This is a genomic window from Streptomyces tanashiensis (assembly GCF_014648895.1).
Lineage (GTDB): Bacteria > Actinomycetota > Actinomycetes > Streptomycetales > Streptomycetaceae > Streptomyces > Streptomyces tanashiensis.
Genome location: NZ_BMRZ01000001.1, coordinates 538,707 through 551,395, shown reverse-complemented (window position 1 = coordinate 551,395; position 12,689 = coordinate 538,707). Strand labels below are relative to the sequence as shown.

Below are 12,689 nucleotides of genomic sequence, written 5' to 3'. Positions count from 1 at the left end.
CGTCGACAAAATGAGCAGAGGGGCCCACGTATGAGCACAACACCATGATGCGACCATGGTGCGCGTGGCAGGTATGCGAGGCAGGCAGACGGTACGCGGGATGTTCCAGTCCCTCGGGGTGATCATGGTCGCCGCGGGTGTGATGTATCTCTTCATCCCGCACGACGAGAACGCGGATCCGGTGAAGGCGAAGGACTACCGGGTCGAGCTCCTCACGGCCCAGCGGGCGGCGCCGTATCCGGTGCTGGCCCCCGAGGGCCTCGGCGAGGGCTGGAAGGCGACGGTCGTCTCGTACAAGCGCGAGAAGTCCGACGCCTGGCAGCTCGGTTTCCTCTCCCCGGACACCCAGTACGTGGCCGTGAACCAGTCGACGGCCGAACCGGGGAAGTTCGTGCCCGAGGTGACCCGGAAGGCGAAGAACACCGGGAAGACCGAGACGGTGGCCGGCCGGGTCTGGCAGCGCTGGGAGGGCCCGAAGTACGACGCCCTGGTCCGCACGGAGAACGGCGCGACGACGGTGGTGACCGGCACGGCCTCCTTCGAGCGGCTGGCCGAGATGGCTGGCTCGCTCCAGTCGAAGAAGGTCTGAGACACAGAGGGACGCAAAGGGAAGGGCCCCGCACTCCAGGAGTGCGGGGCCCTTCCGGCGTACCACTCAGACGGTGGTGACGACCTCGTCGTAGGAGAGGCGCGGGGAGCGCGGGAACCAGGCGTCCTCGCCCGGCTTGCCGATGTTGACGACCATCAGCGGGGTGTGGTCGGCGTCCAGGAACTCCTTCTGGAGGCCGGCGAAGTCCAGGCCGGTCATCGGGCCGGCGGCCAGGCCGGCGGCGCGGACGCCCACGATGAAGTACGCGGCCTGCAGGGCGGCGTTCATCAGCGCGGAGCCCTCACGGACCGGGCGCTCGGAGAAGAACATGTCCTTGGCCTGCGGGAAGTGCGGGAGCAGGGCCGGGAGCTCCTCGTGGAACTCGTTGTCGGCGGAGAGGATCGCGACCAGCGGGGCGGCCGAGGTCTTGGCCTGGTTGCCCTCGGCCATGTGCTTCACCAGGCGCTCGCGGGCCTCGGGGGAGCGGACCAGGGTGATGCGCAGCGGGGTCTGGTTGAAGGCGGTCGGGCCGTACTTCACCAGGTCGTAGATCGCCTGAACCTGCTCGTCGGTCACCGGCTCGTCGGTGAACGTGTTGGCGGTGCGGGCCTCACGGAAGAGGAGGTCCTGGGCGACGGCGTCAAGGGCGAGAGACATGCTGCGTACCTTCCGGACTGCAAAGGGGGGCCGCTTGTGGGGTCCAAGCGATGTCTCGACAGTACGCCGAAGATTGGTGAAACTTCAACTAATCCATCCGGATAGTGATCCGCTTCACTTGAAGTCTACATGCGGGGGCCCGGCGCACGCAGAGCCGCCAGAAGGGCGGGACGCCGCCTGGAAGAGGGCGCAGGGCGCCTGCGACCGGGGGCGGCGCCGTCCGTGCCCGGGGTGCGCGCCGTCCGTGGCCGGGGTTGCCGTCGACCGTGCCCGGGGTGCGCGCCGTCCGTGGCCGGGGTTGCCGTCGACCGTGCCCGGGGTGCGGGCCGTCCGTGGCCGGGATGCCGCCGGCGCCGTGCCCGGGGTGCCACCGGCCGTGCCCGGGGTGCCTGCCGCCCGCCGCCTCCCGCCCGGGTGCTACTCCTCCCCGTCCCCCGCTTCCGCCTCCGCCTCGGCCGCTCGTTCCGCCGCCAGCGAGGCGTCGAGTCGGGCCCGGGCGCCCTCCAGGCGGCGACGGCACACCTTCGCCAGCTCCTCGCCGCGCTCCCAGAGCGCGAGGGACTCCTCCAGGGACGTCCCGCCCGCCTCCAGCCGCCGGACGACCTCGATCAGCTCGTCCCGCGCCTGCTCGTACCCGAGGGCCGCCTCTTCCGCGCCCGTGTCCGTACCCGCTGCCATCTGTCGCTCCATCCTCCGCATCCGGTTCTTCCTCGGCCCGTCGCCCGCTCAGGCCGGGTCGGCCACGCGCCGCACCGCGAACTCGCCCTCGGCGACCCTCGCCCGCAGCTCCTCGCCCTCCGCGACCTCCTCGGGGGAACGGACCACGGCCCCGTCCGCCCGCTGGAGCACCGCGTAGCCCCGCTCCATCGTCGCGGCGGGCGAAAGCGCCCGGACCCGCGCCCGCGTGTGCGAGAGCTCCGAGTCCGCCCGGTCCAGGAGGTGCCCGAGGACCCGCCGGCTGCGGGCGAGGAGCGCCGCGAGCTCGTCCTCGCGGACCTCGACCATGCGCTGCGGATGCTCCATGACGGGCCGCGCGAGCGCGTGCGCCAGGCCGCGCTCCTCCCGCTCCAGGAGACCGCGGACGGTCCGCAGGGCCCGGTCCCGCAGCCCGCGGACCCGGTCGAGCTCCTCGCCGACGTCCGGGACGACCTTCTTGGCCGCGTCCGTCGGCGTCGAGGCGCGCAGATCGGCCACCAGGTCGAGCAGCGGCGAGTCCGGCTCGTGCCCGATCGCGGACACCACCGGCGTACGGCACTCGGCGACCACCCGGACCAGCTGCTCGTCCGAGAACGGGAGCAGGTCCTCGACGCTGCCGCCGCCGCGGGCCACGATGATCACGTCCACGTCCTCGTGCGCGTCCAGCTCCTTGACCGCCTGGACGACCTGCGGGACCGCCTTCACGCCCTGCACCGCCACGTTCCGCACCTCGAAGCGCACGGCGGGCCAGCGGCGGCGCGCGTTCTCCAGGACGTCCCGCTCGGCCGCCGAGGCCCGGCCGCAGACCAGGCCGACGAGGTGCGGCAGGAACGGCAGCGGCTTCTTCCGGTCGAGCGCGAACAGCCCCTCCGAGGCCAGGCTCCGCTTCAGCTGCTCCAGGCGCGCGAGCAGCTCGCCGATCCCGACCGGCTTGATCGCCACCGCCCGCAGCGACAGCTGGCCGCGCGGCGCGTACCACTCGGGCTTGGCGTGCACGACGACCCGGGCGCCCTCCGACACGACGTCCGCGACCGCGTCGAAGACCTGGCGGTAGCAGGTGACGCCGATGGAGATGTCGTGCGAGGGATCCCGCAGCGTCAGGAAGACGACCCCGGCGCCGGGGCGCCGCGACAGCTGCGTGATCTGCCCCTCGACCCAGATCGCCCCGAGCCGGTCGATCCACCCCCCGATCATCCGGGAGACCTCACCGACGGGAAGCGGTGCTTCTGCGGACGTAGTCAGACCCATGGACCGAGCGTAACCGCGCTGTACGACAACGTCAGGGGCGCGCGCGTCGGTCGCGACGGATCACGCGCGCGGGGAGCCCCCATCGCGCTCACGCGCGCGTGGACGTCCGGGTCGCCCCCTGCACCGCGAGGACCACGAGGCCCACGCCCAGCCACACCACACCCACCACCTGCGCCGCGGCCGAGGCCTCGATGATCACCGCGATCAGGATCGCCGCGCCGACCACCGGCACGACGACGTGCTTCAGCCAGTGCGGCGGCCCCTCCGCCCGCCGTACGGCGAACCAGCCCACCACGCTCGCGTGCAGCAGGACGAAGGCGGTCAGCGCGCCGACGTCGACCACCGACACCAGGTGGTCGAGGCCGTCGTCCCGGCGCGCCGCCCACAGGGCCGCGACCATCGTCACCGTCGCCGACACGAGCAGCGCCACGCGCGGGACGCCGCCGTCGGTGCGGGCGAGCACGTGGGGAAGGCGCCGGTCGCGGCCCATCGCGAAGAGCAGCCTGCCGCCCGCGGCCTGCCCCGCGAGCGCCGCGAAGGCCGCGCCGATCGCCTTGGAGACGGCCACCAGGTCGTGCAGCCAGCCGCCGACCGAGGCGTCCACGGCGTCGTAGAAGGCCGAACCCTGCTTGGCCGGGTCGGCGGCGAGCTCGGCCGAGGAGACCGGTTCGAGGAGGGCCACCAGCCAGGTCTGGGCCACGAACAGGACACCCGCCAGCGCCAGGCAGAACAGCAGCGCCCGCGCCACCTTCGCCGAGCCCCCGGTGACCTCCTCGGCGAAGGAGGCGATGGCGTCGAAGCCCAGGTACGACAGGACGGCCACCGACACGGCGCCGATCACCGCGGCGAGCGAGAACGAGCCGTCGCCGGTGAGCGGCGACCACCCGTCGCGCAGAGCCCCGTCCCGTACGAGCACGACCACCGCGGAGACGACGAAGACGAGGAGGACCACGATCTCCATCGCGAGCACCGCGAAGCCGACCCGGGCCGCCGCCCGCACGCCCCACAGGTTCAGCAGCGTGGTGACCACCACGGCGATCCCGGTCCACACCCACCGGTCCACCTCCGGGACCAGCGCCTCCATCGCGATGCCCGCGAAGAGGTAGGCGACGGCCGGGATGAGCAGGTAATCGAGCATCGCCATCCACCCGGCGATGAATCCCGGCCCTTCGCCGAGCCCCTTGCGCGCGTACGTGAAGACGGAACCGGCCTGCGGGGCGACCCGCACCATCTGGGCATAGCTGAACGCCGTGAACGCCATGGCGACCGTGGCCACGACGTACACCAGTGCGACGGCCCCGTGCGACTTCGCGTCGAGCGTGCCGAAGACGCCGACCGGTGCCATCGGGGCGATGAACAGCAGTCCGTACACGACGAGGTCACGGAAACCGAGATTCCGCCGCAGCTTCTCGTGGTCCGGCACCCGCGTCTCCTGAGCCATGGCGCCAGTTTCGGCCACGGCGCGGCTCCAAGGGCTCACCGACGCGGCCTTACGATGGGACGCATGACTGCAACGCCCGCGCCGACGCCCGATTCCGCCTCCGCGACGAACCGCCCGAAGCGTGTCCTGCTCGCCGCACCCCGCGGATACTGCGCGGGCGTGGACCGTGCCGTGATCGCCGTGGAGAAGGCCCTGGAGCAGTACGGGGCGCCGATCTACGTCCGGCACGAGATCGTCCACAACAAGTACGTCGTCCAGACCCTGGAGCGGAAGGGCGCGATCTTCGTCGACCAGGCGACCGAGGTGCCGCCCGGCAACATCGTGATGTTCTCCGCGCACGGCGTCGCCCCGACCGTCCACGAGGAGGCCCGCGTGGGCCGGCTCGCGACCATCGACGCCACCTGCCCGCTGGTCACCAAGGTCCACAAGGAAGCCGTCCGCTTCGCCAAGGAGGACTTCGACATCCTCCTCATCGGCCACGAGGGCCACGAGGAGGTCATCGGCACCTCCGGCGAGGCCCCCGACCACATCCAGCTGGTCGACGGCCCCGAGGACGTGGCCAAGGTCGAGGTCCGCGACCCCTCCCGGGTCGTCTGGCTCTCCCAGACCACGCTCTCGGTCGACGAGACGATGGAGACGGTCGACGCGCTGAAGGAGAAGTTCCCGCAGCTGATCTCCCCGCCGTCCGACGACATCTGCTACGCCACGCAGAACCGCCAGATCGCGATCAAGGAGCTCGCCGGCCAGGCCGAGCTGGTGATCGTCGTCGGCTCGAAGAACTCCTCCAACTCGATCCGCATGGTCGAGGTCGCCAAGCAGGCCGGGGTTCCCGCCGCGTACCTGGTCGACTTCGCCAGCGAGATCGACGAGGCCTGGCTGGAGGGCGTGACCAGCGTCGGTCTCTCCTCCGGTGCCTCCGTCCCGGACATCCTCGTGCAGGAGGTCCTGGAGTGGCTCGCCGAGCGCGGTTACGCGGACGTGGAGATCGTCAAGACGGCGGACGAGTCCCTGACCTTCTCGCTGCCCAAGGAGCTCCGCAACAAGGACCTGCGGGCCGAGGCGGAGAAGCTCGCGGCGGCTGCGCCCGTCAAGGAGTAGCGGGGCGCGCCAGCCCTTACCGTGGGGTCCATGAACGTCTTCGGAGTGGACATCGGCGGCTCGGGCATCAAGGGCGCTCCCGTGGACCTGGAGCGCGGCACTCTCGCCGAGGAGCGCCACAAGGTACTGACCCCGCAGCCCGCCACACCCGACGGTGTGGCGGGCTGCGTCGCGGAGGTCGTGGAGCACTTCGGCTGGACCGGACCGGTCGGCGTCACCTTCCCGGGCGTCGTGACGGGCTCCACCATCCGTACCGCGGCCAACGTCGACAAGTCCTGGATCGGCGTCGACGCCGGCACCCTGCTCGGCGACCGCCTCGGCGGGCTCCCGGTGACCGTCCTGAACGACGCGGACGCGGCCGGGGTCGCGGAGATGACCTTCGGCGCGGGCCGGGGCCGCAAGGGCACGGTGATCCTGCTGACCCTCGGCACCGGCATCGGCTCGGCCCTCTTCGTCGACGGCCGCCTCGTCCCCAACACCGAGCTCGGCCACCTGGAGCTCAAGGGCCACGACGCGGAGACCCGCGCCTCGACCAAGGCCAAGGAGGACGAGGACCTCAGCTGGGAGCACTGGGCGACCCGACGGCTGCGCAAGTACCTCGCGCACGTGGAGATGCTCTTCTCGCCGGAACTGTTCATCATCGGCGGCGGCGTGAGCCGCAAGGCCGACAAGTTCCTGCCGCTGATCGAGGGCATCCGCGCGGAGATCGTCCCGGCGGAGCTCCAGAACAACGCGGGGATCGTGGGGGCGGGGATGGCGGCGGGGGCGGCCTGAGGGCGGCTGTCCGGCGGTGATCCGGGATCCAATATCCGACATTCGAACACCGGATATTGGATCCCGGCTACAGGATCCCGGCTGCGGGATCCGATCCCCCGTCTACACGACCGGCCTCCGGCCCGCCGCCGGAGCCCGTCCGCCCGGCCCCTCGCCCGGCCCGGCGCCGACGCCGGCCCCGGAGGCCGTCCGGGCGGCACCGCGCTGATGGCGGCGCCCGATCTCCCGCACCTTGCGGACGCTCGCGATGAGACCGGCGACGAGGGTGCCGCCGTAGAGCCACCCGGCGTGCACGGCGAGGGCGGTCACGATGGCCATGGCCTGGCCGCCGAAGCCGCCCGTGCCGCCCGCGATGGGGACGACGCCGACGGCGAAGGCGATGGGGACGCCGATCGGGGCGGTGACCAGGTCGGCGGTCCGGACCCAGAGCGCGGTCAGGGCGCTGACCGGCAGGAACAGCAGCCCGTAGACGACGGGGGAGCCGTCGAGGAGGAGCTCGTCGAGGAGGCCCAGGGCCAGCATGACGGCCGAGGCGAAGAGCCCGGCGCCGAGACCGGTGAGGCGGGGCGAGGGGAGCCGGCGCAGGGCGAGGACGACCGGCGGCACGGGCCGGCGCCCGGCGGGCCGCCCCGCGACGCGGCCGGCCGGGGCCGCGGCGGCACCCGCGGCCCGCTCCACGCGGGCACGTCCGGGCGTGCGCCCGGCCCTGCCGGTCACGCGGTAGACGGCGGCGCCCTCCACGAGCGCGCCGGGCGGTGCGACCGGTGGCGTGGCGGGGGTCTGCGGCCTTCGGCGCCCTTGCGGCTGACTTGTCCTGTGCTGCTCCACTCGACCAACGTAGGTCGGAAGGGGGCGGGAACCGGGTCCGGGACACGCCCTTTGGGTGACCTTGCCCCCGAGAACGACCGAAGGTCGGCGTCGCTGGCCGGTTCGCCCCGCCCGTAAACTGGGGGATCGGCCCACCATCCACACTTCAGGAAGTCGCCACCGTGTCGCTCACGATCGGAATCGTCGGTCTGCCGAATGTCGGCAAGTCGACCCTGTTCAACGCCCTGACCAAGAACGACGTGCTGGCGGCCAACTACCCGTTCGCCACGATCGAGCCCAACGTCGGCGTCGTCGGCGTCCCGGACGCCCGCCTCACCAAGCTCGCGGAGATCTTCGGCTCCCAGCGCATCCTCCCGGCGACGGTCGACTTCGTCGACATCGCGGGCATCGTGCGCGGCGCCAGCGAGGGCGAGGGCCTGGGCAACAAGTTCCTCGCGAACATCCGCGAGTCGGACGCGATCTGCCAGGTCATCCGCGCCTTCAAGGACGAGAACGTCGTCCACGTCGACGGCAAGGTCTCGCCGAAGGACGACATCGAGACGATCAACACGGAGCTGATCCTCGCGGACCTCCAGACGATCGAGAAGGTCCTGCCGCGCCTCCAGAAGGAGATGCGGATCAAGAAGGACACGGCGCCCAAGGTCGCCGCCGTCGAGGCCGCCCAGGCGATCCTGGAGAAGGGCGACACCCTCTTCTCGCAGGGCATCGTCCAGGGCTCGGAGAAGGCGGAGCTCCTGCACGACCTCCACCTCCTCACCACCAAGCCGTTCCTGTACGTCTTCAACGTCGACGAGGACGAGCTGACGGACGACGCCTTCAAGGCCGAGCAGAGCGCCCTGGTCGCGCCGGCCGAGGCGATCTTCCTCAACGCCAAGCTGGAGCAGGACCTCGCCGAGCTCGACGAGGAGGACGCCATGGAGCTCCTTCAGTCCGTCGGCGCCGAGGAGCCCGGCCTCGCCACCCTCGCCCGCGTCGGCTTCGCCACCCTCGGCCTCCAGACCTACCTGACGGCCGGCCCGAAGGAATCCCGCGCCTGGACGATCAAGCAGGGCGCGACGGCCCCCGAGGCGGCCGGTGTGATCCACACCGACTTCCAGAAGGGCTTCATCAAGGCCGAGGTCATCTCCTTCGCCGACCTCGTCGAGACGGGCTCGGTCGCCGACGCCCGCGCGGCCGGCAAGGCCCGCATGGAGGGCAAGGAGTACGTCATGCAGGACGGCGACGTCGTGGAGTTCCGCTTCAACGTCTGATGCGTGACGTGCCCACGGGGCCCGGTTCTTCGGAGTCGGGCCCCGTGGGCGTGAATGCTTGACGGATCAGCTTTCGTCCTCGTTCGGTGCGCGGGGCGCCGTGGGCCGGTGTGGCTTGTAGGAGGCGTCCCAGAAGTACGGGGACGTCGTGTCGCCTTCGCCCGTATCGGCGTCCGGGCCCTCGCCCTCGTCCGCGCCGTCGCTCTGATCGGGCGTCGGGAAGAGGGCCCGTCTGATCTCGTCGGCGGCCTCGTACAGCTCGGCCATCTCCAAGCTCATGACGAAACGGTTCACGAGCACCGTGTACTCGTCCATGTCCGGCTTAACGCCCGCCGCCGTGAGCAGCAGGACCAGCCGATCGGCGGCCCCGACCTCCGCCTCGCGGTCGAACGGCCCTGCTCCCGGGTCAGGGTCGCCCCAGAGCGGTCCGCTGCCGGTCGCTTCGCTCCGCGCGTCCACGGGCGGGACGAGCAGATGACGGAAGAGTTCGGGCACCTCCTCGTTGTTGGCGGCCGAGGCGATCTGCGCGAGCGGTCCGATCATGTCGACCGCCTTCTCGATCTCGTCCTCGTGCCGGGCCAGCCACCAGACCACCGCACTGCCCGGGCTCTCGAGCACGTCGTCACCGAGGTAGCGCCGCTTGTTGCGCTCGTGCTGGCGCTCGTACTCCCAGATCTCCTCGTCCTTGCGCAGGTCACTCAATTTCCGCAGGCGCTCGCGGTCAGCGGGGGCGAGCGTCAGCGTCGCGTCGGCAGCCAAGGCCATCACCCGTCCGCTCCGGTCGGGGAGCGGGACGCTCAGCTCTCCCTCCAGGAGGAACCGCGCGACGCTCGCCCTGTCCGGCTGCTCGCGACGGACGATCTCCAGGGCCCGGCTGACGACCGCGGACACGGCGAGGGCCGGGGAGGCGCTGTTGGACCGGCCGGTGTGGTCGGGGACAGGCCGCCACCACACGGTGGCGGAGAAGAGGAAGTCGTAGCCGTCCACGGCGCTCGGCAGCGCCGCGTCGATCACCCGCGTCTCCTGGTACGGCTGCTCTGTGGGCGCTGCGGGCGGCTCGGGCTCCTCGGTCCCGTACGGATCGGCCTCTGGATGGCCACCGTCGAGGAACGTCAGCACGAGCAGGAGGGAGCCCGAGGCCGTGCCCATGGACATGAAGCCCCACAGCCAAGCCGACCAGTGCAGGAGGTTGCCGAGCACAGCCGGTGCGACGCCGCAGAGAGCGACGAGCAGCAGGCTGGGAAAGCGGGGTCTCATCGTGCCTCTTCCGTGGTCCGTGGTCCGTCGCCCGCACGCCGCGTACGGTCGGCGCGGGCGTACTGCGCCTGGTCGATGTGCTGCCACAAGCGGCCGGCGACGGCTGTCCGGGCCGGGTCGCGTGCCGTGCCCGCCCAGTCGCAGGCGATGGCATAGAGGCGATGGAGGGCGGTTTTGCGGCCGTGCGTGGCCCCGACCATCACCTCCAGCGCCATTTCCTGCGTACGGTCGCCCGCCACGGTGTCGAGCCAGCTCTTCACCATGGGGTCCCAGAGTTTCGTGGATGGCCGGGAGAACACCGTCCCCCAGCCCAAGGACAGGTCCGGCCACCGTGGCGGGTCAGGTACCCGATCGCTCCTCAACAGCTCGGTGAGGAGCCGAAGAGGGGGCTCAGCCGCCCGGGACTCCCGGCGTGCCGGGCCCCGCAGGCGGTCGATCAGCAATCGGTACAGCCGGCGGTCGCTGCGGACGATCTCGAAGAGTGCCTCTTCGGCCGCGCGGGCCGCCTCCCCCTCCCGTACGGCGAGGTGCCGCAGCCGCACCACGGCCTGATCGGGATGGGTGGAGGCGAGACTCCGGACGCACACGGTGGTCAGGGCGCGGACGACACCGTCCGACAAGGAGGGGGAGTTCACGCAGTCGTACATCCGTCTGCGAAACCAGCCCCCGAACCCCTCGTGACTGAGTCCGAGTTCGAGGGCGGCTACGGCGCGCGGGTCGCTGGAGGCCCCGGTTGCGCCCTTCGCCCACAGAGTCGCGAGCTCGAAGAGGTCGTCGGGCCGCCCGGTGGCCAGAGACCGCTCGCCGAAGCGGACGACGATGTTCGCCTGGTCGTCGGTGGTCAGACCGGGAAGCCCGGCGGTCACGCCGATCCATTCCGCGAGCTCGTCGCGCAGCCCGGGGAAGTTCGCCCAGAAGTACGTTCGTACCGCGTCGGCGTAGGCAAGTTGCTCGAAGCGGAGCCGTCCGTCCGGGTCTCGCTCGATCCCGAGGGCCGTCAACCGCTGCCCGAAATCCATCCGCGCGAGCTCGGTGGCCGCCTCTTCCTCGTGCCCCACCGTTGTCAGCAGGCTGCGCCATGCCTCGTGGACGGTGTCGGCATGCGCTTCCTCGAACATCGCCGCGGCGAGCAGCAGGGCCCGTTCGGGCGCGGTGCATGCCGTGGCCACTCGCCGGCTCACCTCGGTGGCACGGTCGGTCACCGCACACAGGGCTTGGTCGAGCCAGTTTGTGAAAGCGGTGCCGAACCGGCCGCTGTCGCGAGCAGTCTTCACCAGGCTTGCCAGCCGTGCCAGTTCCCGCATGGGGGAGCGGTCGTACAGAAGCCGGAGGCCGGGGCGCTCCAGGTCCGCGGGGCGGAAGGGCATCCGGTCCATCCGAAGGTGCCGGGTGAGGACGGCGATGCCCCGGGGGCGTTCCAGCGTCACCGTGTGCGGTGCGAGCTCTGGCGGATGGGCTTGTGTCATGCCCGAGGGCAGGACGACGACCAAGTGGGCCCCGGCCTCCTGAACCTGTGACCGGAGCCCGGCCAAGTGGCGCTGGACGCCGGCGTACTCCTCCTCGCCAGCCATCCGGGAGAGGTCGAGGAGGAGGCGGTCTCCCGCACCGGGGGCAGCAGGTCTTGCGTCGCCGCCTCCATCTCCGTCCCAGTCCCTGTCCTCGTCCTTGCTCGTGGGCTTGTCCGGGGTGGGAAGCTCCTCGAACCGGACGTCTCCTCTGGGGGTTTCGCAGTCCTCACCGAGCTCGTGTAGCAGCATGATCGCCGCGGCGCGACGACCGGTGCCGGGCTGAGCGTCGAGCAGCACCACCGAGCCGGGTTTCTCTAGGCGGTCGGCGGCAGCGCGGTAGTTCCCCGGCGGGGCGAACCGGTCGGCCAGGTGCAACCGGTCCTCGCGGACGATCCGCAGGGGTTCCGCACTTCTACGGTTCCTCCAGGTGGTTCGGGCGCCGTAGAAGACGTACTGGGGTCCCGTGCCGTTGTTCACCGGGCCACGCGCATCGTTGACGGTGACGCGGTCCTGTGCAGTCATCGTCGGTCGTCCGAGGGCCGGCGCTCGCGCTTGAAACGCTGGTGGACCGTGCTGCTGTTGTCGCCCGCGGTGAACTGGACCCCTGTGTTGTCGCCCTCGAAGTGGGGGGCGTTGTACTGGGGCCCCGGGCCGGTGTTCACCGGCCCCTGCGGCTCGTTGACGAACGTACCGAGGTCGCCGTTGAGGTTTCCGATGCCGCCACGCACTCGCTGCTCGACATCGCGCGTCCGCATCCTGGAGTGTCCCGCGTCCTTGGCCGACCCCTTGCGGGACTTCGACTTCGCCCTGTCCCGCGCCGCGGGGGCGTCGCGGTCCACCTCGAGCAGTTCGGGAAGTTGCCGGGCCAGGGCGTCGCCGAGCACTGCCAGGTCCGCGTCGCTGTTGCGGTGGTCGAAGCGCTTGTACTGGCAGTCCGCCAGCTCACGCAGGTCTTTCGGGAGGACGACGCGGTCGATCCGCGTCGCCTTTCCTACGAGCACGGGGATGACTAGGATTCCGCGGTCGAGCGCGGTCCGGATCTCGCGGCGGGTCCAGTCCTGCTCGGCTTCGAGGGCGGGGCGGCCGTCGGGCCCTGGGACCTCCGCCCAGCGCGGGCCGATCACCGCGATGAGCGCGTCGCACTTCTCCGCCGCCCCGTCCAGTTCCGCCGGGAAGCGGTGTCCGAGCTCGATCGAATCGCTGGCGAAAAAGATGTGATCGCGGCCGAACCGCCGGACGAGCTCCCGGGCGATCAGAGTCGCGGCGGATTCCTCGTCGCCTGTGCGGTAGTTGATGAAGACGTCGGACATGCCGATTCCCTTCATGAGTGGAATGGAGGACGG

The 12,689-nt window shown here is 71.3% G+C and carries 12 protein-coding genes; 4 read left to right on the top strand and 8 right to left on the bottom strand.

Annotated features, from left to right (window positions below):
- The first annotated feature begins 55 nt into the window (after positions 1 to 55).
- Positions 56 to 589, top strand: coding sequence for a DUF4245 domain-containing protein (locus IE237_RS02430; RefSeq protein WP_189800100.1), 534 nt, complete (start codon positions 56 to 58; stop codon positions 587 to 589).
- Positions 590 to 655: 66 nt separating this feature from the next.
- Here the strand turns inward: IE237_RS02430 and IE237_RS02425 are convergent, their stop codons facing one another.
- The 4 genes from IE237_RS02425 to IE237_RS02410 all read right to left on the bottom strand — a co-directional run bounded on the left by IE237_RS02425 (position 656) and on the right by IE237_RS02410 (position 4,631).
- A complete protein-coding gene (locus IE237_RS02425) occupies positions 656 to 1,246 on the bottom strand; it encodes a malonic semialdehyde reductase (protein ID WP_189800099.1) in 591 nt (196 codons plus the stop codon).
- A 417-nt stretch (positions 1,247 to 1,663) separates the two neighbouring features.
- Entirely contained in the window at positions 1,664 to 1,924 is a 261-nt protein-coding gene (locus IE237_RS02420) for an exodeoxyribonuclease VII small subunit (RefSeq protein WP_189800098.1), read from the bottom strand.
- Between the two features lie 48 nt (positions 1,925 to 1,972).
- The gene (gene xseA, locus IE237_RS02415; protein ID WP_189800097.1) at positions 1,973 to 3,190 is read right to left on the bottom strand and encodes an exodeoxyribonuclease VII large subunit; all 1,218 of its coding nucleotides are present in this window, start codon (positions 3,188 to 3,190) and stop codon (positions 1,973 to 1,975) included.
- An 88-nt stretch (positions 3,191 to 3,278) separates the two neighbouring features.
- Positions 3,279 to 4,631, bottom strand: a complete 1,353-nt coding sequence (locus IE237_RS02410; RefSeq protein WP_189800096.1) for an APC family permease — start codon at positions 4,629 to 4,631, stop codon at positions 3,279 to 3,281.
- Between the two features lie 54 nt (positions 4,632 to 4,685).
- On the opposite strand from IE237_RS02410, the gene IE237_RS02405 reads away from it, so the two are divergent.
- Positions 4,686 to 5,729 (top strand): 4-hydroxy-3-methylbut-2-enyl diphosphate reductase, encoded by a 1,044-nt coding sequence (locus IE237_RS02405; protein WP_189800095.1) that lies wholly within the window; start codon positions 4,686 to 4,688, stop codon positions 5,727 to 5,729.
- A gap of 30 nt (positions 5,730 to 5,759) precedes the next feature.
- Entirely contained in the window at positions 5,760 to 6,503 is a 744-nt protein-coding gene (ppgK, locus tag IE237_RS02400; protein ID WP_189800094.1) for a polyphosphate--glucose phosphotransferase, read from the top strand.
- Positions 6,504 to 6,605: 102 nt separating this feature from the next.
- Here the strand turns inward: ppgK and IE237_RS02395 are convergent, their stop codons facing one another.
- Positions 6,606 to 7,181 (bottom strand): DUF6542 domain-containing protein, encoded by a 576-nt coding sequence (locus tag IE237_RS02395; protein WP_370468147.1) that lies wholly within the window; start codon positions 7,179 to 7,181, stop codon positions 6,606 to 6,608.
- Between the two features lie 311 nt (positions 7,182 to 7,492).
- Between IE237_RS02395 and ychF the strand changes: the two genes are divergently transcribed.
- Positions 7,493 to 8,581: a redox-regulated ATPase YchF gene (gene ychF / locus IE237_RS02390; RefSeq protein ID WP_150266444.1), complete on the top strand. Its 1,089-nt coding sequence runs from the start codon at positions 7,493 to 7,495 to the stop codon at positions 8,579 to 8,581.
- A 66-nt stretch (positions 8,582 to 8,647) separates the two neighbouring features.
- Here the strand turns inward: ychF and IE237_RS02385 are convergent, their stop codons facing one another.
- Genes IE237_RS02385 through IE237_RS02375 form a run of 3 tightly spaced genes read right to left on the bottom strand, consistent with a single transcriptional unit; the run spans position 8,648 to position 12,656 of the window.
- Positions 8,648 to 9,838 (bottom strand): hypothetical protein, encoded by a 1,191-nt coding sequence (locus IE237_RS02385; RefSeq protein WP_189800093.1) that lies wholly within the window; start codon positions 9,836 to 9,838, stop codon positions 8,648 to 8,650.
- Positions 9,835 to 11,868, bottom strand: coding sequence for a hypothetical protein (locus IE237_RS02380; RefSeq protein ID WP_189800092.1), 2,034 nt, complete (start codon positions 11,866 to 11,868; stop codon positions 9,835 to 9,837). Before IE237_RS02380 ends, IE237_RS02385 begins: the two co-directional genes overlap by 4 nt.
- The gene (locus IE237_RS02375) at positions 11,865 to 12,656 is read right to left on the bottom strand and encodes a toll/interleukin-1 receptor domain-containing protein (protein ID WP_189800091.1); all 792 of its coding nucleotides are present in this window, start codon (positions 12,654 to 12,656) and stop codon (positions 11,865 to 11,867) included. Before IE237_RS02375 ends, IE237_RS02380 begins: the two co-directional genes overlap by 4 nt.
- Positions 12,657 to 12,689 lie beyond the last annotated feature (33 nt).

What these genes read in the sequence shown, in the direction of transcription:
- ppgK (WP_189800094.1), top strand. Translation starts at nt 5,760, where the DNA reads ATGAACGTCTTCGGAGTGGACATCGGCGGCTCGGGCATCAAGGGCGCT.
- IE237_RS02430 (WP_189800100.1), top strand. Translation starts at nt 56, where the DNA reads ATGGTGCGCGTGGCAGGTATGCGAGGCAGGCAGACGGTACGCGGGATG.
- IE237_RS02410 (WP_189800096.1), bottom strand. Translation starts at nt 4,631, where the DNA reads ATGGCTCAGGAGACGCGGGTGCCGGACCACGAGAAGCTGCGGCGGAAT.
- IE237_RS02385 (WP_189800093.1), bottom strand. Translation starts at nt 9,838, where the DNA reads ATGAGACCCCGCTTTCCCAGCCTGCTGCTCGTCGCTCTCTGCGGCGTC.
- IE237_RS02380 (WP_189800092.1), bottom strand. Translation starts at nt 11,868, where the DNA reads ATGACTGCACAGGACCGCGTCACCGTCAACGATGCGCGTGGCCCGGTG.
- IE237_RS02425 (WP_189800099.1), bottom strand. Translation starts at nt 1,246, where the DNA reads ATGTCTCTCGCCCTTGACGCCGTCGCCCAGGACCTCCTCTTCCGTGAG.
- IE237_RS02420 (WP_189800098.1), bottom strand. Translation starts at nt 1,924, where the DNA reads ATGGCAGCGGGTACGGACACGGGCGCGGAAGAGGCGGCCCTCGGGTAC.
- IE237_RS02375 (WP_189800091.1), bottom strand. Translation starts at nt 12,656, where the DNA reads ATGTCCGACGTCTTCATCAACTACCGCACAGGCGACGAGGAATCCGCC.
- xseA (WP_189800097.1), bottom strand. Translation starts at nt 3,190, where the DNA reads ATGGGTCTGACTACGTCCGCAGAAGCACCGCTTCCCGTCGGTGAGGTC.
- IE237_RS02405 (WP_189800095.1), top strand. Translation starts at nt 4,686, where the DNA reads ATGGGACGCATGACTGCAACGCCCGCGCCGACGCCCGATTCCGCCTCC.